This window comes from Streptococcus cristatus (genome assembly GCF_003943815.1).
GTDB lineage: Bacteria > Bacillota > Bacilli > Lactobacillales > Streptococcaceae > Streptococcus > Streptococcus cristatus_F.
In genome coordinates this window covers 174909-197902 of sequence record NZ_RJNA01000001.1, presented here as the reverse complement: position 1 = coordinate 197902, position 22994 = coordinate 174909, and the positions used below count along the sequence as shown (strand labels likewise).

Below are 22994 nucleotides of genomic sequence, written 5' to 3'. Positions count from 1 at the left end.
GAATTCCATCGGGATTTTTTACATTACAAAAAGTCTGGCTTCCCAGACTTTTACTCACATTATTCATATCTCAGCGCTTCAATCGGATCTAATTTAGATGCTTTATTAGCCGGCAGGATACCAAAGACAATCCCAACCATGGCTGAGAAGACAAGGCTTCCAACTGCTGCAGTGACAGAGACAACTGGTGGGCCTCCAAATACGTTTTCAGGCACGACTGCAGCTAGCAGAGCATTGATCGCGTAGGCAAGGCTAAGACCAAGCAGACCACCGATAAGGGTCAATACCATAGATTCAATCAAGAACTGCGTGAGAATATTTCCACGCGTTGCTCCAAGAGCTTTTCGCAAACCAATTTCCCGTGTCCGCTCTGTAACGGATACTAGCATGATATTCATCACACCGATACCACCAACAAAGAGGGAAATCCCTGCAATAGCTCCGATAACACCGGTCATAGTTCCTGTGATTTGATTGTACTGCTCCAGCAAGGTATCCATATTCAGGATTTGATATTCTCCTTGACGAGCTCCTGAGAGAGCCGTCAATTCTTTGGCTGCTTCTACACCAACTTCGTTGATACGATCCACTTCTGGCACATAGATATAGACAGTTGAGATTTCATCTGTATGAAATTCAGAAGCCACCTGCGTATTCGCCATCAGGGCGCTACCTGAGCTCATACTCATGCTCTGACCAGCATTGGGATCCTTATAGATACCAACAACCCGATAGTTACTGTCACCGACTGAAACTATTTTATTCAGGGCTTCCGCACTACTTCCAAACAGGCTGGTTGCCACTGTTTCATCAATCATCATCACATTAGAAAAACTTTGATAGTCACTAGGCAAGAGAGTCCGTCCAGCTAAAATCTCATATTTTCTAATTTTAAAGAACGTGGCATTCACACCCGTAATGTTGACCTTATCAGACTTCTTGTTCTGATAAGAAAAGTCAGCTGTTGAACCATTGGTCACATAATAGCCCTTGACTCCGTCAATTTTGAGTAGTTCCTTGACCCAAGACTCTTGGACAACAGGTGGTTCCTCTAGTATCTCACTATCTGCATCTTGACCACCATTGACCTCCATCAAATTAACTCCCATCGTATAATTATTTTTAGTGGGAGAATAAAGCAAGCTGACATACTTCTGTTCTTTTGTGATGCTCTTGGTAACTCCCTGTTGCATTCCATTTCCCAGTGCCAAGATGACGACAACAGACGCAACCCCGATGATAATCCCAATCATGGTCAGAAAAGCCCGCATCTTATGCCCAAGAATGGAACTAATGGCAAATTTAAAATTTTGCATTAATCACGTTCCTCCTTCTCAGCGCTATCTGAAGAGATGACTCCATCACGAATGACAATCTGGCGCTTAGCATAGGCAGCAATTTCAGGTTCGTGAGTAACCATGATAATCGTTTTTCCTTCAGCGTTCAACTCCGTCAAGAGTTCCATAATTTGCTCGCCAGTTTTAGTATCGAGGGCTCCTGTCGGCTCGTCGGCAAGAATAATCGAAGGATTGTTTACCAAGGCACGCGCAATGGCAACACGTTGCTTCTGTCCCCCAGACAACTCTGACGGCAAGTGAGTCATACGAGTGCCCAAATCTACTTTTTCTAAATACTGCTTAGCTAAATTTTTTCGACTTCCTTGTGACACCCCCGCATAAATCAACGGAAGTTCCACATTTTGAAGTGCGTTTAATTTAGACAAGAGGAAAAATTGCTGAAAAACGAAGCCGATTTGATTATTTCGGACCTTGGCTAACTTCTTATCACCCAAGTTTGCAACATCTTCGTTTCCTAAAAAATACTCACCAGTAGAAGGACGATCCAACATCCCGATAATATTCATCAGGGTGGACTTTCCGGAACCAGACGGCCCCATGATGGCCACAAACTCGCCCTCTTCAACTGTCAAATTGATATTTTTTAAAACTTTAAGTTCTTGATCACCATTCCGATAGGTTTTATTAATATTCCGTAGATCAATGAGTTTTTTCATCCGCTTTCACCTCTTGACCATCTTTCAAGCTATCTGTTGGATTGGTGATAACTTTACTGTCTTTTGTCAAACCAGATGAGATTTCTTGATTTTCAGCATCAGCATTCCCTAAGGTTACTTCCACTTTCTTCGCTTTACCTTTTTCGACAGTCCAAACGTAGTTCTTGTCTCCGTCTGAAACGATACTGCTTGCTGGTACAAGAATCCCTTTTGTATTGTTTTTCACTTCAACGCTGACAGAGAAACCTTGCTTCAAATCACCAATTTCACTTGTAATATCGACTGTAAATGGATATTTTGCAGAGGAAGCCGCGCCACCTGTATTAGTTGATGAAGCTTGCTGTCCATCCTTAGGATAGTTGGAAATATAGCTAATTTTACCTGTCCATTTTTTATCTGGATACACTTTTGAGGTAATGGTTACTTCTTGTCCAACTGACAAATTAGCCAGATTGTATTCAGAGAGTTCTCCCTTGATTTGAAGACTACCGTTGCTGACAATGTGCACCAAGGTTTGGTTGGTTCCTGTTGTGGATTTGGATACATCGCGGTTTACTTCCACTACCGTCCCCTCAACAGTGCTCGTAACAGTCGCTGCATCCAACAAAGCTTGCGCCTTGTTCATATTGTCCACAGCGTCTGAACGTGCATCACGCAAATCAGCAAGTTGAGAATCGACGGTCCGTTGAGCAGAGGCAAGGGACTTATTATCCGTTTCTTCATCGCCAGTTTTTTCTACTGTCGCTCCATTGGTCTGTAAGTCATAAATCTGACGGTCAGCCTTATTGACAGCGCGGACTGCTGCATCATAATTGGCTTGTGCTTCTGCACTCTTATACTGAACAAGCGCTTGGCCTACCGTTACTTGGTCACCAACATTTACTAGGACAGATTCCAAGTCTCCCTTGGTAGCATCATAATAAACATACTGCTCTGAGTTAGCCGTTACGGTCCCCGTCAACAGGACAGATGAGGCTATGCTACCTTCTTTTGCCTGCTGCACAATTGGGGCAACTTCCTTTGGTTCTGTTGTAGAACTAAGATTACTTAGGACCATTGCAGAAATTGCTCCTACTACAACTACAACAGCAACTCCGATAATACTAAATAGCTGCCATTTTTTCAGCTTTTTCATCTTTTTTCCTCCTCTTGATGAAAACCATTTTTCTTTTATACTACATTATATCATATGCCTAACATATTGTGATAGGAAAAGGGACAAAATCCCTAAAAGACCATTTTTCCTCTAAAAACGCTGCAGGATCTCTAAATCATAGCAGATTTTTGCATTCATTTTCTAAAAAAGGTACAATTACTTCATATTGATTAAAGGAGCTTCTATCTAACTATGAAAGAATTCGATATTATTGCAATTGGCGGGGGTAGCGGGGGTATTGCTACCATGAATCGTGCTGGTGAGCATGATGCTAAAGCAGCTGTCATTGAAGAAAAGAAATTAGGGGGAACCTGTGTCAATGTCGGTTGTGTCCCTAAAAAAATCATGTGGTACGGTGCTCAGATCGCCGAGGCCATCCGACACTATGGACCAGACTATGGCTTTACTTCAGAAAATCAGCGCTTTGACTTTGCTACCTTACGAAAGAATCGGGAAGCCTACATTGACCGCGCTCGCTCATCTTATGATGGCAGCTTCAAACGCAACGGCGTTGAACTGATCGAAGGTCGCGCTCATTTCGTTGACAAGCATACAGTCGAAGTCAATGGAGAATTGATTCGCGCCCAACACATCGTGATTGCAACCGGTGCTCATGCAGCCATTCCTCAGATTCCTGGTGCTGAATACGGCGAGACTTCTGATGATGTCTTTGCTTGGGAAGAGCTTCCCAAGTCTGTTGCCGTTGTCGGAGCAGGCTATATCGCTGTGGAGCTTGCTGGTGTCCTCCATACTCTAGGTGTCAAGACGGATCTCTTTGTCCGCCGCGACCGTCCCCTCCGCAATTTTGATAGCTATCTGATTGACGGATTGGTGGCTGAGATGGAAAAATCTGGCCCTAGTCTTCATGCTCACAAGATACCCGAACGAGTGGAAAAACTTCCTGATGGTCAGCTACAACTCTACTTCCAAGACGGTAGTAGCCATATTGCCGAACGGATTATTTGGGCTATTGGCCGTAAGCCAAATGTCCAAGGGCTCAATCTTGATGCTGCAGGGGTTACCCTAAATGACCGAGGCTTCATCGCTGTAGATGAATACCAAAATACTGTCGTACCTGGCATCTATGCCTTAGGCGATGTGACGGGCGAAAAAGAGCTGACGCCAGTAGCAATCAAGGCTGGACGCACCCTGTCTGAGCGCCTCTTTAACGGCAAGACAGATGCCAAGATGGATTACTCAACGATTCCTACTGTCGTCTTCTCCCATCCCGCTATTGGAACAGTAGGGCTGACGGAGGAAGAAGCTGTTCGAAATTATGGTGTTGAGCAAATTCATGTCTACACCTCTAGCTTTACCTCTATGTACTCAGCTGTCACCCAGCACCGCCAGCAGGCCAAGTTTAAGCTTATCACTGCTGGTCACAATGAAAAAGTTGTCGGCCTCCACGGCATTGGCTATGGCGTAGATGAAATGATTCAAGGATTCGCCGTTGCTATTAAGATGGGAGCTACCAAAGCCGATTTCGACGCTACCGTTGCCATCCACCCAACCGGCTCCGAAGAATTTGTCACCATGCGCTAAAAGCTTCTTCTTTGGCCTTTCTAAAGCTCATTATTATCATAAAATAAAGAAGAGAAGGCAACCATAACTTATCCTTTCATTTTTGATTTTTATCTTACATTTTTGTAAGAAAGAAGTCTTATGCCATTTGGTTAGAGCTAGTCACACTATCTGGTTTTGTTCTTTGACTTCTTACTTTATTTTAAAGCATAAGATTCAATTATCATTCAAGAAATTCTAAATTATTTCTAAAATTAGGGAAGATTTATTGAAAGGATCTTCCTCTTTTTTATTCAGCTGGCTCACTTATTCTAAACAAGCTTATAAATTGTAACTTTTCAAGACGGTCTTATTTTTTTGCTGTATTTACTTGCCAGTCATTTTTTATCCTTTCTGCTATTCAAGAAGAGGAATTTTTGATATGATAAGAAGAAATACTAAGAGAAAGGGGATTGGAAATGAGCAAAACGAAAAAATTATTAGCAGCTCTGGGAATTATTTTCTTTAATATTTTTGGTTTAATCGCCTTTATCTTCCTCCTCATTCGGAGCCGCAAAAAGCGGAAATAACAAACAACTGTCTAGTCTGATGTAAAAAGACTTGACTTTTTTTTATTTTAATTTAGAATAGTTACCATAATTCGAAAAAGAGGTTTACTATTCATGAACAAGAACAAAGCATTTCTTCTTTCACTCCCAGCTATTGGCGCTGCTTTCCTAGCTGTACTCTCCCAGCTTAGTTTCTCCATTGGACCGATTCCCATTACTCTACAGACCTTTGCTGTAGGTTTAATTGCAACCATTTTTAAAACCCGCGAGGCTGTCTTGTCTGTGCTGCTTTATCTACTACTGGGAGCTATTGGGCTACCAGTCTTTGCCGGAGGAAGCGGTGGATTTCAGGCTCTATTTGGGCCAAGCGCGGGCTATCTTTGGGCTTATCTGCTCTTTGCATTGGTCACTTCTAGTTTGACAAGTAAAGATAGCAAGTTTTATACGATCTTTTTGGCTAACTTGCTCGGAGATGCACTGGTTTTTGTCGGTGGCGTAATCGGACTTCATTTTCTGGCTAACATGGGATTTTCTAAGGCCATTGCTGTTGGTGTCACACCTTTCATTCTTCCCGATCTTTTAAAAATTGTCGCAATCACGCTCATCAGCATTCCTTTATTTAGAAGCCTAGCTTTTCATCCCTATTTTTCAGACAATAAAAACGGATAGACTTTGCGTCTATCCATTTTTAAATGCATCCAAAAGAACTTGAAACTCTTCATTGGAAAGGGTGATTCCTTTGCCCATCTTGCTGTGGTCTGGACTCCAAGTTCGAATATCGTACTTGGCTGGCGCACCATTAAAACTTACGCGGTTGAGCTCCTTGGTCCAGCCTTTTTCATTTTCCGATAAAACGAGCAGTTTTTCCTCGATTTCAAATTTAAAATCTGCCATACTTTACCTCTTTTCTACTTTCTATCTCATTATTCGTAAAAGATTTTACTTTTTTACTTATTTTATTATATAATATATTGTAACAAGTTATGGAGATTTTATCTATGAAAAAATATCTCGAAATGATTTTACAAAAGACGAATGAGTTCATTAACTATAAAAAGACAGATAAGGAAGAGGACGACAAGAGTCATATCCTACATACGATTGACTTAGCTCTTCGAAAAAATTCTGGTGTCCATGTTATTTTTCTGGATAAGAATTTTACTGGAGATATTGTCAAATATGACCGTGACCGCCAGCAGTTGATTGTCAAAAATTTCAAAAAAAGCATGACGACGATCATCCGTGTGCCTGATATCCATCGCATCAGTCTAGTTCCCAATAACATCCGTGAAGCCCAGAGAAAAGATATTCGGCTCGAAAGTCGCAAATTCAAAAAATAGCTCTTCAAATCAAAAGCGATTTGAAGAGTTTTATTTTTTAAAAGCAATAGCAGAATTTTTAGAATAAGGACTTCCGCTATCTATTCGTATCCACCTTGTAGGCAAGGCCTACTTGATGAGCACATTACTCCAGCTTTCGTGCCTGATTAAGCTCGAACAGTCACACTAGTGCCATCTTCTTTATACAAATTGATTAAACCTTCCTTGCGGGCACGAACCATATCACCAGGTTGAACTGGCTGTGGAACGGTAATCGTCAGCAATTCCATTGGATTCGGCGCACGGTCAATCTTATTCCCTTTTTCATCATGGAGGTCCGTAATGTAGGTTTCAAAATGGCGGAAACCAGGTCCGTAGAATTCTACCTGATCGCCTTCATGGATAACATTCCTCTGGCGAATAGTCGCAGTTTGTGTCACTTCATCATAAGCAACTACTTCTGCTACAAATTTGTATTCTGGAATCTTACGGCGGGCTCCAAAAAGCTGCTCATTCTCAGTTGGCGTATGGTAGTAAAAGCCAGTTGCCAGCTCACGTTGAGCTACTTTCCACATTTCATCTACTAGATCTTGCTTAATAGCTTCAAACTTTTCTGGGCTTTCCAAATAGGCGTCCACAGCAGCTTTGTAGCAGTTGGTCACTGTCGAAACGTAGTGAATTGACTTCATCCGACCTTCGATTTTCAAGCTATCAACACCATTTTCAATCATATCAGGAATGCGGTCAATCATGGACATATCAACAGCTGACATAGAAAATTCTTCTGGAATTTCCCCCTTCAAGCTCTTACGTTCTTGTCCAAAAGGCATGTCATACAAATCATATTTCCAGCGACAAGATTGCGAACAACCGCCGCGGTTGGCGTCACGCATACTCATGTGATTGGAAAGGGTACAACGGCCAGAGTAAGAAATACACATAGCCCCATGAACGAAAGCTTCGATTTCTACATCGGTACGCTTGCGAATCTCAGCCAGCTCAGCCATGGAAACCTCACGTGCCAAAACAACTCGGGTCAAACCAAGATTTTTCCAAAATTCAAGCGTTTCATAGTTGGTTGCACTAGCCTGAGTCGACAAGTGAATCTCCAGGCCGGGTGCCTCAGAAGCTGCAATCGCAATCAAGGCTGGGTCAGAAACAATAACAGCCGCAATTCCGATATCCCGCAAACGGCGGAACCACTCCCCAGCTCCAGCTTCATTTCCTTCGTGCATGACCATGTTAGCCGCTACATAGACCTTGGCACCATGCTCAGCCGCAAATTGGACACCTTCTTCCATTTGCTCAAAAGTGAAGTTCCTCGCACGACTTCGCAAACCATAGGCTTGACCACCAATAAAAACAGCATCTGCTCCATAGCGAACAGCTACTTTCAACTTTTCTAACGTACCAGCTGGTGACAGCACCTCTGGACGTTTTAATTTTTTTGTCATCTTTTCTCCTATTTGCAATATAAAAGTATTGATGTTTAACCCTATCTATTTTATAGCAATTTACCGCTAAAAGCAAGATGAAGCCTAGTTTTTTGACAATTCTAATCTTCTATCCTCATCTCCTTACTAAGTATTTTAGGATATATATTTATTATCTGAGAGAGGAAAAAAGCCAGAAGTCTTAAACTTCTAGCTTTTCTTTCAAAATTTATTCTTCCTCCTTCTTCTTATTAAATTGTTTGTATCCGAAGAATCCACCAACTAGCACAACCAATACGCCGATGACAATCCAAGTAGTTTGACTTGAGCTATCTTTCTTCGTATCGCTAGCTTTGTCCGCTGATTTTCCTTTTTCTGCTTCTGCTAGGAGGTTTGCTTTATTATAGCCTGTATAGACAAGATCTGCATCTTTACCTTTTTCCTTCTTAATCTTTTCTTCCATCTCTGCTTCGACTGCTTTGATTTCCTTAAAAATTTTTTCTGAGCGTTCCAAGGCTTCCTTCGTCACTTCTGGTCCAGCGGCTTTGGCTTGTTCATCTGTGTAGTTTGCATATTTGGCATCACGTTCGGTCTGTTCTTTATCCCATTCAGCTTCTTTTTCTTTCCATTTTTCTTGGATACTGTTACCAAAGATTTCTGGATATTTCATAACCATTTGGTCAATATGCCAAACAGTCCAATACCAAGATTTTCCGTCATATTTAGTAGAACGGTTCTTGAAAGCTTCGTAAGTATCTTCTACATTACCATAGAATGGTACATATGGTGTGTTGCGACTTTGTGCCAGACCCAGCCACATAACACCGCCAAAGGCATTTGGTAGGTTTGGTTTGATTTGATAAACGTGGGCGTCGATTACGTTTTCGTTACCTAGCGCATATTTGTAAACATTGCCATCGATCTTCTTACCGACTTCAACTAAGTCATCTGCTTTATATTCTGGCAAGTGTTCAAAACGATTTCTTTGTTCCGCGATCACATCATGAACCGTGTATTTCTTATTTGGATCAGTTGGTTCGCGCAAGAGATCAAAAGCTTCATCGTCATAATTTACTTTTGCTTGTGGATCCATCCACTTGATACCTGCATAGGTCCGAGAACGGTTACGTTCCATATATTTATCAGGTCCGTAAGACTTAGCAATCATAAAGTTGCCATCTTTGTCGGTCTTATAGTTGTCTGCCTTTTTAGCTACTTCTTCTACATCTTTAGAAGCAATGACATTTTCCTTATCATTCAAGTCAACGTGACCAAGATAGTAAGTGTTCGCAAAGACAGCATACTTATTCGTTGGGAATTTGATAGCTACATATTGGTGACCAGACAGGATTTCCATGTACCACAGCTCATTCTTATCTGCTGCAACGATGATATTTCCTTCTGCTGACCCTTTTTCGTCCAGAACTTTCGCAACTGTCTCAATAACTTCACGTGCTGTTTTTGCACGAGGCAAAGCAAGGTCAACTAATGATGCTTCTGGAAGACCATCTTTTACAAGTGGATCTTCTTTTAGCACTTTATCGTTTGGTGTTGCTGAAACGGTCGCTGTCATAGCTACACCAAGTTCATTAAAGCCATGCGCAGCGAAGTTTCCGTTACTTCCGTTGTCACGATCAGAGTCGTAGACAGCTGTGTATTTCATTTCATTCGCCAAATGCGGATAGGTAAAGCCATTTGACTCATCTTCTATCTTATCGCCATCTTTATAGGTCTTAGCTGGCACAACTACATAGTTTTGATTGTGCCGACCACCGTCAGGGGCGTAGGGATAGTCCTCTGTCCGACCAAATAGAGTAGAGCCATCTGCTGTTAGGTCTTTACCGACAATAAAAGCAGAACACGCTTGTGCCACATGAACAGGCAAAAGAGCAACTAACATTGCAAGGAACATTAGTCTGAGCAGTATTTTCTTCATAGTCTATCTCCTTTTGACTATCTGCGGGGCTGGAATCAACTCCCAGTCTAAACAACATAAACCGTAATACCTTAACATTCCTGTTTTAGTATACTCTCTTTCTAAAATTTTTGCAAGCGTTTACACAAAATTGTGTATATTTTTTATCTAATCTATATTTCCTCTACTTTTTTCTCAAATCAGAGCAGATAAACAAAAAATAGCCCCATCTTATTTAGAGGAAAGGCTATTATTTTTTATCTTATCAGAAAACATCCTGCTATAAAATCTTTATAAGCAATTCACTAGAGATTTTGGCAGAGCCGACTTGAGCTTCAAAAAATTTATCTCACTTTTTTAGCCAGCATAGTCGCAAAGCGCAGCTGAATCCGATTGCCGTTTTCATCACGGCGATGGAGGTGTCCAGGATTTTCATTGTACTTGACCAGCTCCCAGTCTTTATAATACTCAGCCAGCTCACCTTCCTTAAAAGTAAATGGGAAGGGAACAGAGCAAGGGAAGTCCTCTGTATCCATAGCACAGACGATGAGATTGTAGCCGCCAAGCGCTGTATGTTCTTGCATATTGCGGATAATATCTGGAATCCGCTCTGCCTGCAGGAACATCAGAACAACGGTGGAAACGATCAAGTCATAAGTCTGAGTCAGACTAGCTGAGTTGATATCGTAGACACCCACTGGCAGATCCAAATCTTCCTGCTCCACGATACTACGTAGAATCTCCAAAGCCAGCTCATTCTGATCTACAGCCGTTACTTCAAAGCCCTGCTTAGCTAGAAAGAGAGCATTGCGGCCTTGACCACAGCCGAGATCTAAGGCCCGTCCTGGTCGGACCGTCTGCATGGCTTCCAAAACCTCTGAGTGCACTGGATTGCTGCCGTATTTCATAGGAAAATAATCCTTAGGCCGACAGTAAAACTCCAAATACCACTCCAAATCATCTGTCAAGGCTTCGACCCGATGCCAAGCTTGGGGCTGGGCAAAAGGATTGTCCTGACCAGCTTCAAAGATGTGCTCAGCCAGCTCCTCACCCTCCTCTGACATCTCGACAAACTTAAGGCGTCCCTTGAGAACAGTGATTTTGCCCCAAGTTCCCTCTTTGGTATTGTGCTTGTTCTTGACCAATTCGGGCATGGTCTCAGCCGTCCACACTGGCATGCGTTTATAAGCTAGCAATTTTTCTGTCATAAAAAATCCTTTCTCTGAAAGCCAAATTTCAAAATTTTAACTGTCTTTATCATACTCGAAAAGAGCAGACTTGACAAGCGCTAGGGTATTCAAGGTCTCACTAGCAAAAAAGCAAGAAATGATTCAGTAGTCAATTCTTGCTCATATCGTACATTAAGTTTTATTTCCTAAACTATATCCCTGCATCTTATACGACGGCTTGTTCTGAAGAGCTTTCATCTTGTATTAAAGTTCTTCATCTGTCTTGCGATGTCGCGGTTTTGCTCACGGCGTTTGATGGACTCGCGCTTGTCTACTTTTAATTCTGTCAGGATCAATTCGTTTCATTTATTTTCCCTTCTGATCGTTGTTTTTGAACCCAGGCTTCATATTCTGCATAGGTTGTGAATGGGGTATCAGAAATCTGACCCTTAGTATCTATACCATAAATCGTCAATTTATCCTCTCCCTTAGGCGCCATCCAGTGTAACACTTTGTCAAACCATTCCTCTGGGGTCACGTATTCTTCTTGAGGAATAAGAGCCCAATCTCCTTCAGTTATTTTTTTCTCAATTTCAGGATATTCCTCAAAGAGGTTTATGTTGGTATCAACAACCTTGCCCGCCTCTTTAAAAGGCAAAGAACTTTCAATGAGCCGACCTACTACATACCCCTTATCTTCTGCATACTGATCCAGTGTCGTATAAAAAAAGTAAGGACCCTCTTCATAGATATCTGAACGCTCTTGATACTCTCCTTCTACTTTTCCACTATCAATGTTTAAAACTAAGGTTTTCATATCACCTTGATTATCTTTGACTTCTATATTGATGGTGCTTTTAGGATTATTACGATAGGTGAAGATTCTGAAATCAATCGGAAAAAAACTGGCGTCATAGTCTTCGACTACTTTGTTTAGATCCACTTCTTTATCGGCTAAATCTTCTGTTCTATAGTCATAAAGACGGATCTTCCAATAATCTGATTTGGGCCTGTTTTTCTATCGGTTAAATCAACTCCGCCTTTGTTTGTCATCACTTTCCGCTCGGTTGTATAAAGATAGACACCACCCCCAGGTCTCGCTTTGGAATCGATGTTTAATAAGACGAATTTTCGTTGATTCCCGAAAAAATATACGTTTTCTTTTACAGAATGGTATTCTTCAATAGAATATTCGACTTTTTCAGGTTCTTTAAATAATTGTTGGAACCCAACAGTACCTACTATAATGAAAGGGATAAGAATTAGGCTAGCTACCATCCATTGAAAAGCACGCTTATTTTTTAATATCTTTCTCATCGTATCAGTTTCCTCCTGCACCAACTCCAGTTACATATTCTTGCTTCTTCATTTTCTCCTCCTTTTCTCATTCATCCTCAGACCTGTTCCCTCCCATTATAACATAAATCCAAAGTCACAGTTGAATACTAAAAAAGACCGGCCGCCCAGTCTTTCATCTTGTATTAAAGTTCTTCATCTGTCTTGCGATGTCACGGTTTTGCTCGCGACGTTTGATGGACTCACGCTTGTCGTAGTCGTGCTTCCCTTTGGCTAAGCCCAGGAGGAGCTTGGCATAGCCGTCCTTAAGATAAACCTTGAGCGGCACCAGCGTCATACCAGTTCCCTTAGTTTCCTGCTCCAGCTTTTGGATCTGCTTCTTATGCAGCAGCAGTTTTCTGCGGCGCTCAGGCTCTTGGTTCCAGATATTGCCCTCTTCATAAGGAGCGATATGGACATTGCTGAGCCAGGCCTCACCGTTCTTGATCTGGGCAAAGCCGTCTTTTAGATTGATACGGGCAGCCCGGACGCTCTTGATCTCCGTCCCTGTCAGCACCATACCAGCCTCAATGGTATCCACGATGGTGTAGTCGTGTCTGGCCTTTTTATTTTGCGCGACGACCTTTCCTTCTCCCTTTGCCATGCTTGGCTCCTTTCTTGACTAGTTCCTTGTAAAATGCCTTCTGGCTCTTGCCTTTCTTGGACTTCTTATCTTTCTTATCTCTGTTGCCTTTTTCTTTGGAAGAATGGCTGCGCTTCTCATCCTCACGGCGTCTATTTCTCCCTGACCTGCCTCTGCTACTCTTGCTAGTCTTTTCTACCAGGTCAAATTCACTAGGCAGATACTCAAAGTCAATCTCGCCCGTAGCTTTATCCGCTCGGACCAGCTTGATGCGAATCTGCTGACCGACCTTGAAGACTACGCCGGACTTTTCTCCTTGCAGGGTCATAGTCCGCTCATTGTAGCTGTAAAACTCTGGCAAGTTGGTAACATGAATCAAGCCCTCGACCGTATTAGGCAGTTCGACGAAGAGTCCAAACTTAACCACGCTTGAAACGACGCCCTCAAACTCTTCCCCGACAAATTCTTCCATGTACTCAGCCTTCTTCATGGCTTCGACTTCACGCTCGGCCTCGATAGCTCGACGCTCTCGGCTGGAAGACTGACTGGCAATCTCTGGAATCACTTGCTCAAAATGCTCTGCTATTTCTTTAGACTTACCATAATCCCGTACCATTCGGTGAACCAGAAGGTCCGGATAGCGGCGAATCGGACTGGTGAAATGCGTATAAAACTCCGCTGCCAGACCATAGTGACCGTGATTGTGCTCAGAGTAGCGAGCCTGCTGCATGGAGCGCAGAAGCATCATAGACAGCACATCCTCATAAGGCTGGTCTTTGACCGCCTCCATAATATCCTGCAGGGCCTGCTGACTCATAGAGCTAGCCGTCCCGTATATCCGAATCCCAAAGCTAGAGGCGTAGTCGATAAACTTCTGCACCTTCTCCGCCTTAGGCTCCTCGTGAATCCGATAGATGAAGGGCAGATTTAGCTTAGCAAAATGCTCAGCCACCGTCTCATTAGCCACCAGCATAAAGGACTCAATCATGCGCTCAGCAATCCCACGCTGACGCAGAACAATATCCACTGGCCGACCTTCCTTGTTGACCATGATTTTGGCTTCGTTGGTATCAAAGTTGAGCGCACCGCGTTTAAAGCGCATGCTTTCCAGAATCTCATGCAGACGAACCATACTATCAATACTAGGCACAATGGCCTTGAACTGCGCAGCCTTTTCCTGATCACCTGCGATGATGTCGTTGACATCGCTGTAGGTCATGCGAAAGGTCGTTTTAATGACAGACTGAGTAATGGTATGCTTGACCACGCGCCCCTTGGCATCAATCTCCATGATAGCCGACTGGGTCAGCCGGTCCACATTGGGATTGAGGGAGCAGATACCGTTGGACAGGCGCTCTGGCAACATGGGCACTACGCGGTCGGTCACATAGACTGAGGTTGCTCGATTGAGGGCTTCCTTGTCCAGCTCAGAGCCTTCTTTGACATAGTAGGACACATCTGCGATATGGACGCCCAACTCAAAGTTGCCATTTTTCAAGCGCTTGATATGGACAGCATCATCCAAGTCTTTGGCATCCGCTCCATCGATGGTGAAGGTAATCTCTTCACGCAGGTCCAAACGTCCTGCCAAATCACTCTCTGTCGGCGCGTCCGGAACCCTCTCGGCTTCTTCCAAGACCTTTTCTGGAAACTCGGAGACAATATCCATCGACTCCAGCACTTCCAGTACATCTATACCTGGATCGTTTACATGACCGACCACATCAATCAGACTAGCCACAAAGAAATCGTGTTTCTTGGTCGGATATTTGTCAATAGCGACCTTGAGCACCTCTGTGCCATCCAAAACCATGGCTGGTCTTTTGACATAAATAGGCTGGCGGATTTTCTGATTTTTCGAGCGGATATAGCCGGCATACTTGGGCTTTTCCTCATCCAGAACCAGCTGACCAACCGCTGACGTCAAGCTGTGCTCCAAAATATCGATAATCTTAGCCTCAGCTGATGTTCCCTTGATGCGGTCTGCTACCTTGGTAATGACCACTTCTACCGTATCGCCATCAATGGCATGATTGACATCATTACGGCCGACAAAGAGGTCATCCTCTTCCTCATTCAAGGTGACAAAGCCAAAGCCATTCTTGTGGGCATGAAAAACACCCTTGAGCGTCAGACGCTCCTGCTTTTTCTTCTCATAAAGCTCAATCCGCCCCTCATCATCAAAGCGAAGCTGATGCTTTCTTTCCATCTGGGAGATGGTCTTGACCAAGGCACTAAAATCCTTGGAAGACTCTTTCCCCAAAGCAGCCGCCAGCTCATGTACGCTAGCCTGCTGCCTGTCTTTTAAATATTCTATAATTTCTTCTTTCATACTTTCTTTCTATACTATGAGGGGATCTTGATATTGTCCCCTTTTAAACTTTAAAAAAAGGCCAAGACATAGTCAGAGCCCATTTTATTTACTAGATAATACTGCCAATATCAAGGCAATCAGCAACCAGACAAAGATCAGAAATCCGGTCAGACGCTGCATTACAGCTTCAAATCCACGTGCTTTAGACCGCTCAAAAAGGTCATTGGCACTCGAATCAAACACGTTACTAGATTGGTTTTTTGTTGGTTGCATAAAAATAGCAATGACGATAAAACCTGATAAAATGACTAAAATCGTTAATAATAGGCTATACATAAATAAAACTCCTTAAAATCCTTTCTATTTTATCATAAAATCTATTTAGATTCAAGATGTAAGGTTACTTTTCTTTCCTTGGGGCAGTACTTCAATACCTCAATCTTATCAGGATGAGTCTTACTATTCTTACTAGTCAGATAATTCTGACTGCCGCAACTGGAGCATTTTAAATGAATTTTAACGCGCACTAGATTTCCTTCTTTTTCAATAAATTTCCAAAACAAAAAAGGTTGATAAGGAGACTCAGTCCCACTAAGCCTGCTGTAGCATAAAAGACTGAATGATAGCCTGCTGTCGCTGCAATAGCCGATCCTGACATGGGGCCAATGACACCACCCAGATAAAAGAAAATCTGGTTGTAGCTAAAGATTCGAGAAATCCCAAACTTAGGCGTGATTTTACTTAATAGAGCATTGACCCCCGGAACCAAGGCTCCCGTTCCTAAACCAAACAAGAAACGGTAAAAACCGAGTTGGAGCGAAGAGCCTGCATGAGCACAGAGCAGGTAAATAATAATAGAATAAAACTGAGCCAGAACGAGCAAACGATGATTGCCCATGCGATCCCCCATGCGACCTAAAATACTCGAACTCAGCATACTGGACAGTCCCATACTCGAAACAATCAGCCCAGATACAAAAATCAGATTGTCCGTTTGACCTAACTCCCGAATATAAAGGGAAAGAATCGGACCGATAGACTGGGCTGCAAACTGGATCACAAAACTAGTCAGAAAAAGAGTAGGCAAGAACTTGGGATATCTAATCTGACGAATGAGTTCCCCAAAGCCAATCTCCTCTTCCTTGGTAACTGGTCTAAAATCTTCTCTGATGAAAGCAGTCGTCATCAGGGTCGCAATCAGAAAGAAAAAGCCAATCAGTAGAAAGACATTGCGGATGCCAAAAACTTCAGCAATCACTCCACCAATCAAGGGCCCCATGAGATTGCCAGCGACGACACCAGTTGCCAAAGTTCCCAGCGCATAACCAGTCTTTTCCTTAGGAACCTGACTGGCAATCAAGGCGGTGCTGTTGGGCACATAGCCCGCAAAAACGCCGTTGAGAAAGCGTAAGACCAAGAGCCAAAAAATATTAGGCACAAAGGCAATGCCACCCATGGTAAAGACCATAGCCGTAGCAGCCCGAATCATCATAGGTTTACGGCCATAGCGATCAGCCAAACTGCCCCAGACAGGGGATAAAAAGGCTGCCGAAACAGCCGAAAGAGCAATGCCAAGACCAGCATAGTACTCCACCTCATGACCACGCGCTCCTAGCTGCTCCACAAAAAGGGGCATAAAAGGAGTGACCAAGGAAATACTGGCACCTGTCAGGAAGTTCCCAAACCAAGCGATTTTCAGATTATGTTTCCAATTTACTTGTATCGTGATAGAATCATCTTCTTTCTAATTTCTGCAAAGCATCGCGAAGCTGCTGTCGAGTTCCCTCAAGCGAGCCATTATTATCAATCAGAACGTTTGCCCTCTTTCGTTTTTCTTGGAGAGATAGCTGAGCTGCTATGCGTTTTTCTGCTTCTTCCTGACTGAGAGCATTTCGAGCCATAAGGCGGCTGAGCTGAGTTTCTTCTCTCACGTCTACCAACCAGATTTGGTCAAACCAATTATCATATTCTAACTCAAACAACAAGGGAAGATCCATGAAAAAGACAGCTTCTGTCTCTGCTAGCAAATCTCGTCTGCTAGCCAGTTCCTCTCGAATAATCTCGTTCTGAAGCTGGCTAGACTGCGCCAAGACTTCGGGATTTCCAAAAATCATAGCTCCCAGCTTGGGCCGGTCCAAGCGGCCATCTTCCTGCAAGATAGCTGTGCCAAAGGTAGATAAAAGAGCTTGATACAGTCGTCCTCCCGGCTCCTGCAGCTCATGTACTACTTGATCCGCATCGACGACTTGGTAGCCTTGCTGCCTCAAAAACTCTGTCACTGTTGACTTACCCGAGGCAATGCCGCCAGTGATACCGATAATTCTTGCCATGACAGCTACCTCGCTTTCTGGCAATGGGGACAGAGATGAGTACCGCGTCCACCCAGCTTAATTTTCTCAATCGGGCTGCCGCATCTAGCACAGGGTTGACCAGTCTTTCCATAGACCTGCAGAAAATCCTGCATCGTGCCATCTTCGCCCAAAGCATTGCGGTAGGTCCGAATAGTCGAGCCCCTCTTCTCAATCCCAAGCTGCAAAACTTCTATAATCTGCTCACGCAGCCGCTTCACTTCAGCAGGCTTCAGACTAGCTGCTGGCCTTGCCGGATGAATCCGCGCCCGCCAAAGGGCCTCATCTACATAGATATTGCCCAGCCCAACGACCAAGGTCTGCTCTAGCAAATAGGGTTTGATAGGCTTCTTGGAACGACTCAAAGCTGCTGCAAAAGGCGCCAAGAGAAATTCTGAATCTGTCGGCTCAGGACCAAGCTTTCTGGCAGCAAAATAAGCCTCTAGCTGATCCTTTCTCAATAGCTCCATGGTCCCAAACTTGCGGACATCCTCATAAACAAGCGTCCCACCATCTGTCATCTCGAAAAAGACATGGGCATGCTTGCGCTCAGGCACCGCATCAGGATAAAAAAGATACTTGCCTTCCATTCGCAGATGGGAAACCAGCACTCCACCCGTCAGGTAAAAGAGCAAATACTTGCCCCGACGGCCAATCTTTTCAATGGTCTGACCTGGCAAGTCATGAACAAAGCTATCCACTCCCGTACCAATCATCTTGGCATAGCGAATCCGCACCTGCCTAATCGTCTTACCAACAACCAGACGCTCCAAACCACGCCGAACCGTTTCCACTTCAGGTAATTCAGGCATAAAGTTCCTTTCTTAGTATTCTCAATATCATAGCCCCATAGCAAAGCTGTCTGAAAAATACTCGTCTAACATCAGGCGGTGTTTATCCGATACATTTTCCAGCTCTGCTATTTCTTCTTTAGAAAAAAAGCCTAAACGCAGTGTTTCCTCATTATGAAAATTGGAAATATTAACATTCTCCAGTGCCTGCAGTTCATACAGAAAGACAACCGTCTGCACTTTGTCTCCATTAGGATAAGATTCATCAAAATTAGTGTAAACATTCAGCAAGCGCTTTGCTTCAACAGCAATGCCTGTCTCTTCGTAAAACTCACGCATGGCTGCTTGCAGAGAAGTCTCCCCGAGCTCCATAGCTCCTCCAGGAATCGCCCATGTTTTCTTATCACCTCGCAACTGCAGAAGCACACGACCGTCCTCGTCTGTCAAAATTCCACCAGCAAAATTCAGGATAACTTTATCATGCCCCACCTTGGAGCGAATATAGGAAATGTAGTCTTTGTTCATTCAATTTCCCTATCTACAATTCAATCGATAACCAGAAATGAAAAATTCTTGCTCTGTTAATATTCCTTCTCATTATAGCCAAAGTCTGCCAAGTCCAGCTTCTTGTCTCGCCAGTTTTTCTTGACCTTGACCCAAGTTTCTAAGAAGACCTTGTCTCCGAGCATGAGCTCGATATCGCGACGAGCCATGGAACCGATTTTCTTGAGCATGGATCCGCCTTTACCGATGATAATACCTTTTTGGCTGTCGCGCTCGACCATGATCGTCGCTCGGATATGAACCTTGTCCGTCTCCTCGTCTCGCTTCATGCTGTCAACAACCACTGCAACTGAGTGGGGAATCTCTTCACGAGTCAGGTGTAGAACCTTCTCGCGGATCATTTCTGAAACCAAGAAACGCTCTGGATGATCGGTAATCTGATCTTCTGGGAAATATTGGAAGCCCTCCTCCAGATTCTCACTAAGGATGTCAATTAAACGGGAAACATTGTTGCCCTGCAGAGCCGAAATCGGAACGATTTCTTTGAAGTCCATCTGCTGACGGAAATCATCAATTTGCGCCAAAAGCTGATCCGGATGGACTTTATCAATCTTATTGACCACCAAAATAACTGGCACCTTAGCCGCTTTCAAACGTTCGATAATCATATCATCGCCCTTGCCACGTGGCTCATCTGCCGGTACCATGAAAAGAACCGTGTCCACCTCACGCAGGGTGCTATAGGCAGATTCAACCATAAAATCACCTAGAGCAGTCTTGGGCTTATGGATTCCCGGCGTGTCGATAAAGACAATCTGCTCCTTATCCGTCGTATAAATGCCCATGATCTTATTGCGGGTCGTCTGAGCCTTGTCACTCATGATGGCAATCTTTTGCCCCATGACATGATTCAAAAAAGTTGATTTGCCAACATTTGGTCGGCCTAAAATGGCTACAAAGCCTGATTTAAAAGTCATTGTTCTATTCCTTCTCTAAAAAATAATATCCCACAGTTTTGGCAGAAAAATAATCAAACCTGTTATAACTGCAAAACCAGAAACCACCAAAACTGCACCAGCTGCCATATCCTTGGCATTCTTTGCCCGCATAGAAAAGTGATAATCACTAGCCAGATCCACAACATTTTCAACGGCTGAATTCATGATTTCAAAAGCGATCACCAAAAAAATACTTAGCAGCAAGAACAGCCACTCCGTCGCTGAAATCCGAAAAATCAAACCTGCAATGATGGCGGCCACAGCTGAAAGAACATGGCTCCGCATATTCTTTTCTTCTTTAAATGCCGTGAAAATCCCCGTCAGGGCAAATTCCAAACTCGATATGACATCTCGATTTTTCCACTTTCGCTTGTTATTTTTATTGTCTTGTAAGTCCATAAGCTGTCAAAATTTCTTCCTGTAAGCCAAACATTTCTGCTTCTTCTTCTGGCGTATAATGATCATAGCCATTGATATGCAGAAAACCATGCACTGCCAAAAAGCCCATCTCTCGCTCAAAGCTGTGGCCGTATTCTTCTGCCTGCTCCCGCGCCTTGTCCACCGAAATGAAGAGCTCGCCGATATAAGCGTCAAAATCCTCCAGCATCTCAGCCAGCTCAGGATTATCCGCCAAATCTTCCTCATTAAAAGCAATATCCAGCTCCGGCTTGTATTCCAAGCTGATGACATCCGTCGGCCGATCCGTGTCTCGGTATTCCAAGTTTAGTTCATGGCTACGTTCATTGGTCACAAAGGTTACAGCCATTTCCTTATTTTCTTTGCCCGTTTTCTGAGCCGCAAACTCCAAGATTTCCTGAGTCTGCTTAATGATTTCTTGAGAAACCTGACCGGTTTCATCCACCATTTCGATATACATATTTTACCTGCCTTGCTAATATTACTTTTATTATATCATATTTGGGCGCCTATGAGAGCCACAAGCATTGCATTTAAACGAGGAGAAATCCTAATTTAAAACCAAAAAAGGCTGAGAAAATCTCAACCTCTTTATCTAATGCTAATTGCCGGGATCGAACCGGCGACCTCATCCTTACCATGGATGCGCTCTGCCAACTGAGCTAAATCAGCGTACCTATCTAATATATCATGTAGATAGGTGCTTGTCAATATCCTTTCTCATTTTTTTGCAAAATAATCTTCCTTAGTCAGATAGTAATAAACCCGTGTCACAATGCGGCCTTTCTCATGTTTGTCTAGTGATGCGTAAGGCTCTTCGTGGGAATATTTCATACCAGACTTGACCATAACCCGGCCAGAAGCGGGATTGTCCACATCATGCAGCGCTACAAGTTTGTTCATGCCGACTTCCTCAAAAGCCAGCTTGATGACTGCGCGATTGGCCTCTGTCGTGTAGCCCTGATTCCAGTATCTTTTATTGATTACATATCCGATAGCCGCCGTTTTCAAGTCCAGCCTGATCTTATGCAGGTCAATAGTCCCGATGAATTTGCTGCTTTCCTTTACTTCTATTCCCCAGCGCCCCAAAGGATTGGCCAGATAGAAGAGAGCGATATTGTTGCGTGTTTCTTCCAGGCTTTTGTTAGTCTCAAAGGTATAGCGAGTATTTTCCTCATCCGAAGCGTACTCAAACATCGCTGGGGCATCTTCCAAGGTCACTGGACGCAGAATCAACCGCTCAGTTTCCAGTCTGGTATGACGGGCCAGTTTGACATAAATATTTTCCATCAGGGCCTCCTATTTTTTCTTAACAGAATAGCACAATTCACTAATGAAAGCAAACCGCTCCGATTTTTTCTTGATTTTTGAAGCGTTTTCATATACAATAAAAACATCTTAAAAAAGGAGCATATTTTTTATGTTAATCGGTATTCCAAAAGAAATCAAAAACAATGAAAATCGTGTCGCTCTAACACCAGCTGGTGTTCATAGCCTCGTTGGTAAAGGCCATGAAGTTCTGATTGAGACAAATGCGGGGCTGGGATCTGGTTTTACAGATGCAGACTACCAAAAGCAAGGTGCAAAAATCGTTGCCACTGCTGCTGAAGCTTGGGCAGCTGAGTTGGTTGTAAAGGTTAAAGAACCGCTGGAAGCTGAATACCAATTCTTGCGTGACGACCTCCTACTCTTCACTTACCTGCACATGGCCGCTGCTCCCGAATTAGCCCAAGCTATGGTAAATGCCAAAACTACCGGGGTAGCTTACGAGACTGTACGTGACGGACAAGGACAACTACCACTCTTAGTACCTATGAGTGAGGTTGCTGGCCGTATGGCAGTCCAAATCGGAGCTCATTTCCTAACCAAGCAGACAGGCGGCTCTGGCGTTCTCCTTGGCGGTGTACCCGGAGTGCCAAAAGGTAAAGTTACCATTATCGGAGGCGGTGTTGTAGGAACTCATGCAGCCCGTATCGCTCTGGGACTAGGCGCTCAAGTTACGATTCTCGATATTAGTGCCAAACGTCTATCCGTACTGGAAGAAGTCTTTGGTAACCAAATCCAAACCCTCATGTCCAATCCATTTAACATCGAGGCAAGCGTCCGCGAAGCAGATGTCGTGATTGGAGCTGTGCTCATTCCTGGCGCTAAGGCACCAAAACTGGTAACTGACGATATGGTGAAGCAAATGCGCCCTGGTTCTGTCATTGTTGACGTGGCCGTTGACCAAGGTGGTGTTATCGAGACTGCTGACCGCGTGACCACCCATGATGAACCAGTTTATGAGAAACACGGTGTTCTCCACTATGCGGTAGCCAATATCCCAGGTGCCGTAGCCCGCACTTCTACTATCGCTCTGACCAATGTCACCCTTCCTTATATTGAAGCACTGGCTGGTAAAGGCTTCAGACAAGCTATTGCAGACGACGCTGGATTGCGTGAAGGTGTCACAACCTATCACGGCCACATCACTAGTCGACCAGTTGCAGAAGGATTGAATCTCGATTATACTTCTATTGACGAACTTATCTAATCATTTTTCTCTTATATACAAAACCCGAAGGAACTTCTAGTCCTTCGGGTTTCATTTTTTTAAACTTGAATTTAGTATCACGCTGCCATCCATTTA

The 22994-nt window shown here is 43.7% G+C and carries 25 protein-coding genes, 1 tRNA gene and 1 pseudogene; 4 read left to right on the top strand and 23 right to left on the bottom strand.

Going from position 1 to position 22994, the window contains the following annotated elements; genetic code table 11:
- Window positions 1–59 precede the first annotated feature (59 nt).
- The 3 genes from D8872_RS01035 to D8872_RS01025 are packed head-to-tail and all read right to left on the bottom strand — an operon-like array spanning window position 60 to window position 3149.
- A complete protein-coding gene (locus D8872_RS01035; RefSeq protein WP_125389646.1) occupies window positions 60–1316 on the bottom strand; it encodes an ABC transporter permease in 1257 nt (418 codons plus the stop codon).
- Window positions 1316–2014 (bottom strand): ABC transporter ATP-binding protein, encoded by a 699-nt coding sequence (locus D8872_RS01030; RefSeq protein WP_125373290.1) that lies wholly within the window; start codon window positions 2012–2014, stop codon window positions 1316–1318. The genes D8872_RS01035 and D8872_RS01030 overlap by 1 nt, the downstream gene beginning before the upstream one ends.
- Window positions 1998–3149 carry an efflux RND transporter periplasmic adaptor subunit gene (locus D8872_RS01025; RefSeq protein ID WP_125389645.1) on the bottom strand — a complete coding sequence of 384 codons (1152 nt, stop codon included), beginning with the start codon at window positions 3147–3149 and terminating at the stop codon, window positions 1998–2000. Before D8872_RS01025 ends, D8872_RS01030 begins: the two co-directional genes overlap by 17 nt.
- Before the next feature lie 213 nt (window positions 3150–3362).
- On the opposite strand from D8872_RS01025, the gene gorA reads away from it, so the two are divergent.
- The gene (gene gorA / locus D8872_RS01020) at window positions 3363–4712 is read left to right on the top strand and encodes a glutathione-disulfide reductase (RefSeq protein ID WP_125389644.1); all 1350 of its coding nucleotides are present in this window, start codon (window positions 3363–3365) and stop codon (window positions 4710–4712) included.
- A 641-nt stretch (window positions 4713–5353) separates the two neighbouring features.
- A complete protein-coding gene (locus tag D8872_RS01015) occupies window positions 5354–5908 on the top strand; it encodes a biotin transporter BioY (RefSeq protein ID WP_125389643.1) in 555 nt (184 codons plus the stop codon).
- Window positions 5909–5917: 9 nt separating this feature from the next.
- On the opposite strand, the gene D8872_RS01010 is transcribed toward D8872_RS01015, so the two are convergent.
- Complete coding sequence (locus tag D8872_RS01010; RefSeq protein WP_005590703.1) at window positions 5918–6133, bottom strand: YdbC family protein; 216 nt, start codon at window positions 6131–6133, stop codon at window positions 5918–5920.
- A gap of 89 nt (window positions 6134–6222) precedes the next feature.
- Here D8872_RS01010 and D8872_RS01005 point away from each other — a divergent pair, with 89 nt between their 5' ends.
- On the top strand, window positions 6223–6579 hold the full coding sequence (locus D8872_RS01005) for a hypothetical protein (RefSeq protein WP_125387612.1): 357 nt from the start codon (window positions 6223–6225) through the stop codon (window positions 6577–6579).
- A gap of 146 nt (window positions 6580–6725) precedes the next feature.
- On the opposite strand, the gene D8872_RS01000 is transcribed toward D8872_RS01005, so the two are convergent.
- From D8872_RS01000 to D8872_RS00915, 19 genes and pseudogenes are all read right to left on the bottom strand, one after another.
- Complete coding sequence (locus tag D8872_RS01000; protein ID WP_125389642.1) at window positions 6726–8012, bottom strand: peptidase U32 family protein; 1287 nt, start codon at window positions 8010–8012, stop codon at window positions 6726–6728.
- A gap of 208 nt (window positions 8013–8220) precedes the next feature.
- Complete coding sequence (locus tag D8872_RS00995; protein ID WP_125389641.1) at window positions 8221–9927, bottom strand: C69 family dipeptidase; 1707 nt, start codon at window positions 9925–9927, stop codon at window positions 8221–8223.
- 323 nt (window positions 9928–10250) lie between these two features.
- A complete protein-coding gene (gene tehB / locus D8872_RS00990) occupies window positions 10251–11114 on the bottom strand; it encodes an SAM-dependent methyltransferase TehB (RefSeq protein WP_125389640.1) in 864 nt (287 codons plus the stop codon).
- 215 nt (window positions 11115–11329) lie between these two features.
- A pseudogene (locus D8872_RS00985) lies at window positions 11330–11407 on the bottom strand (SsrA-binding protein); the annotation flags it as partial.
- A 20-nt stretch (window positions 11408–11427) separates the two neighbouring features.
- Window positions 11428–12018: a hypothetical protein gene (locus D8872_RS00980; protein ID WP_260471655.1), complete on the bottom strand. Its 591-nt coding sequence runs from the start codon at window positions 12016–12018 to the stop codon at window positions 11428–11430.
- Window positions 12019–12029: 11 nt separating this feature from the next.
- On the bottom strand, window positions 12030–12392 hold the full coding sequence (locus tag D8872_RS10965; RefSeq protein WP_260471654.1) for a hypothetical protein: 363 nt from the start codon (window positions 12390–12392) through the stop codon (window positions 12030–12032).
- A 154-nt stretch (window positions 12393–12546) separates the two neighbouring features.
- Window positions 12547–13014, bottom strand: a complete 468-nt coding sequence (gene smpB, locus D8872_RS00975) for an SsrA-binding protein SmpB (RefSeq protein ID WP_002894882.1) — start codon at window positions 13012–13014, stop codon at window positions 12547–12549.
- Window positions 12977–15325 carry a ribonuclease R gene (rnr, locus tag D8872_RS00970; protein WP_125389639.1) on the bottom strand — a complete coding sequence of 783 codons (2349 nt, stop codon included), beginning with the start codon at window positions 15323–15325 and terminating at the stop codon, window positions 12977–12979. Before rnr ends, smpB begins: the two co-directional genes overlap by 38 nt.
- Window positions 15326–15409: 84 nt before the next feature.
- Window positions 15410–15643, bottom strand: a complete 234-nt coding sequence (gene secG / locus D8872_RS00965; RefSeq protein WP_005590722.1) for a preprotein translocase subunit SecG — start codon at window positions 15641–15643, stop codon at window positions 15410–15412.
- A 41-nt stretch (window positions 15644–15684) separates the two neighbouring features.
- Window positions 15685–15834 carry a 50S ribosomal protein L33 gene (gene rpmG, locus D8872_RS00960; protein ID WP_005590723.1) on the bottom strand — a complete coding sequence of 50 codons (150 nt, stop codon included), beginning with the start codon at window positions 15832–15834 and terminating at the stop codon, window positions 15685–15687.
- Window positions 15834–17030 (bottom strand): multidrug efflux MFS transporter, encoded by a 1197-nt coding sequence (locus tag D8872_RS00955; protein WP_376739483.1) that lies wholly within the window; start codon window positions 17028–17030, stop codon window positions 15834–15836. Before D8872_RS00955 ends, rpmG begins: the two co-directional genes overlap by 1 nt.
- A gap of 10 nt (window positions 17031–17040) precedes the next feature.
- Complete coding sequence (coaE, locus tag D8872_RS00950; protein WP_125389637.1) at window positions 17041–17637, bottom strand: dephospho-CoA kinase; 597 nt, start codon at window positions 17635–17637, stop codon at window positions 17041–17043.
- Window positions 17638–17642: 5 nt separating this feature from the next.
- Entirely contained in the window at window positions 17643–18467 is an 825-nt protein-coding gene (gene mutM, locus D8872_RS00945; RefSeq protein WP_125389636.1) for a DNA-formamidopyrimidine glycosylase, read from the bottom strand.
- A gap of 27 nt (window positions 18468–18494) precedes the next feature.
- Complete coding sequence (locus D8872_RS00940; protein ID WP_125389635.1) at window positions 18495–18971, bottom strand: NUDIX hydrolase; 477 nt, start codon at window positions 18969–18971, stop codon at window positions 18495–18497.
- Between the two features lie 56 nt (window positions 18972–19027).
- Window positions 19028–19927, bottom strand: a complete 900-nt coding sequence (era, locus tag D8872_RS00935; protein WP_061909637.1) for a GTPase Era — start codon at window positions 19925–19927, stop codon at window positions 19028–19030.
- A 15-nt stretch (window positions 19928–19942) separates the two neighbouring features.
- Window positions 19943–20347 (bottom strand): diacylglycerol kinase family protein, encoded by a 405-nt coding sequence (locus tag D8872_RS00930; protein WP_045499229.1) that lies wholly within the window; start codon window positions 20345–20347, stop codon window positions 19943–19945.
- Window positions 20328–20825 carry an rRNA maturation RNase YbeY gene (gene ybeY, locus D8872_RS00925; RefSeq protein ID WP_125389634.1) on the bottom strand — a complete coding sequence of 166 codons (498 nt, stop codon included), beginning with the start codon at window positions 20823–20825 and terminating at the stop codon, window positions 20328–20330. Before ybeY ends, D8872_RS00930 begins: the two co-directional genes overlap by 20 nt.
- 139 nt (window positions 20826–20964) lie before the next feature.
- Window positions 20965–21037: transfer RNA gene (locus D8872_RS00920), tRNA-Thr, on the bottom strand.
- Between the two features lie 48 nt (window positions 21038–21085).
- Window positions 21086–21655, bottom strand: a complete 570-nt coding sequence (locus D8872_RS00915) for a GNAT family N-acetyltransferase (protein WP_002906034.1) — start codon at window positions 21653–21655, stop codon at window positions 21086–21088.
- Between the two features lie 130 nt (window positions 21656–21785).
- Between D8872_RS00915 and ald the strand changes: the two genes are divergently transcribed.
- On the top strand, window positions 21786–22898 hold the full coding sequence (gene ald, locus D8872_RS00910; RefSeq protein WP_125389633.1) for an alanine dehydrogenase: 1113 nt from the start codon (window positions 21786–21788) through the stop codon (window positions 22896–22898).
- Window positions 22899–22994: the final 96 nt, after the last annotated feature.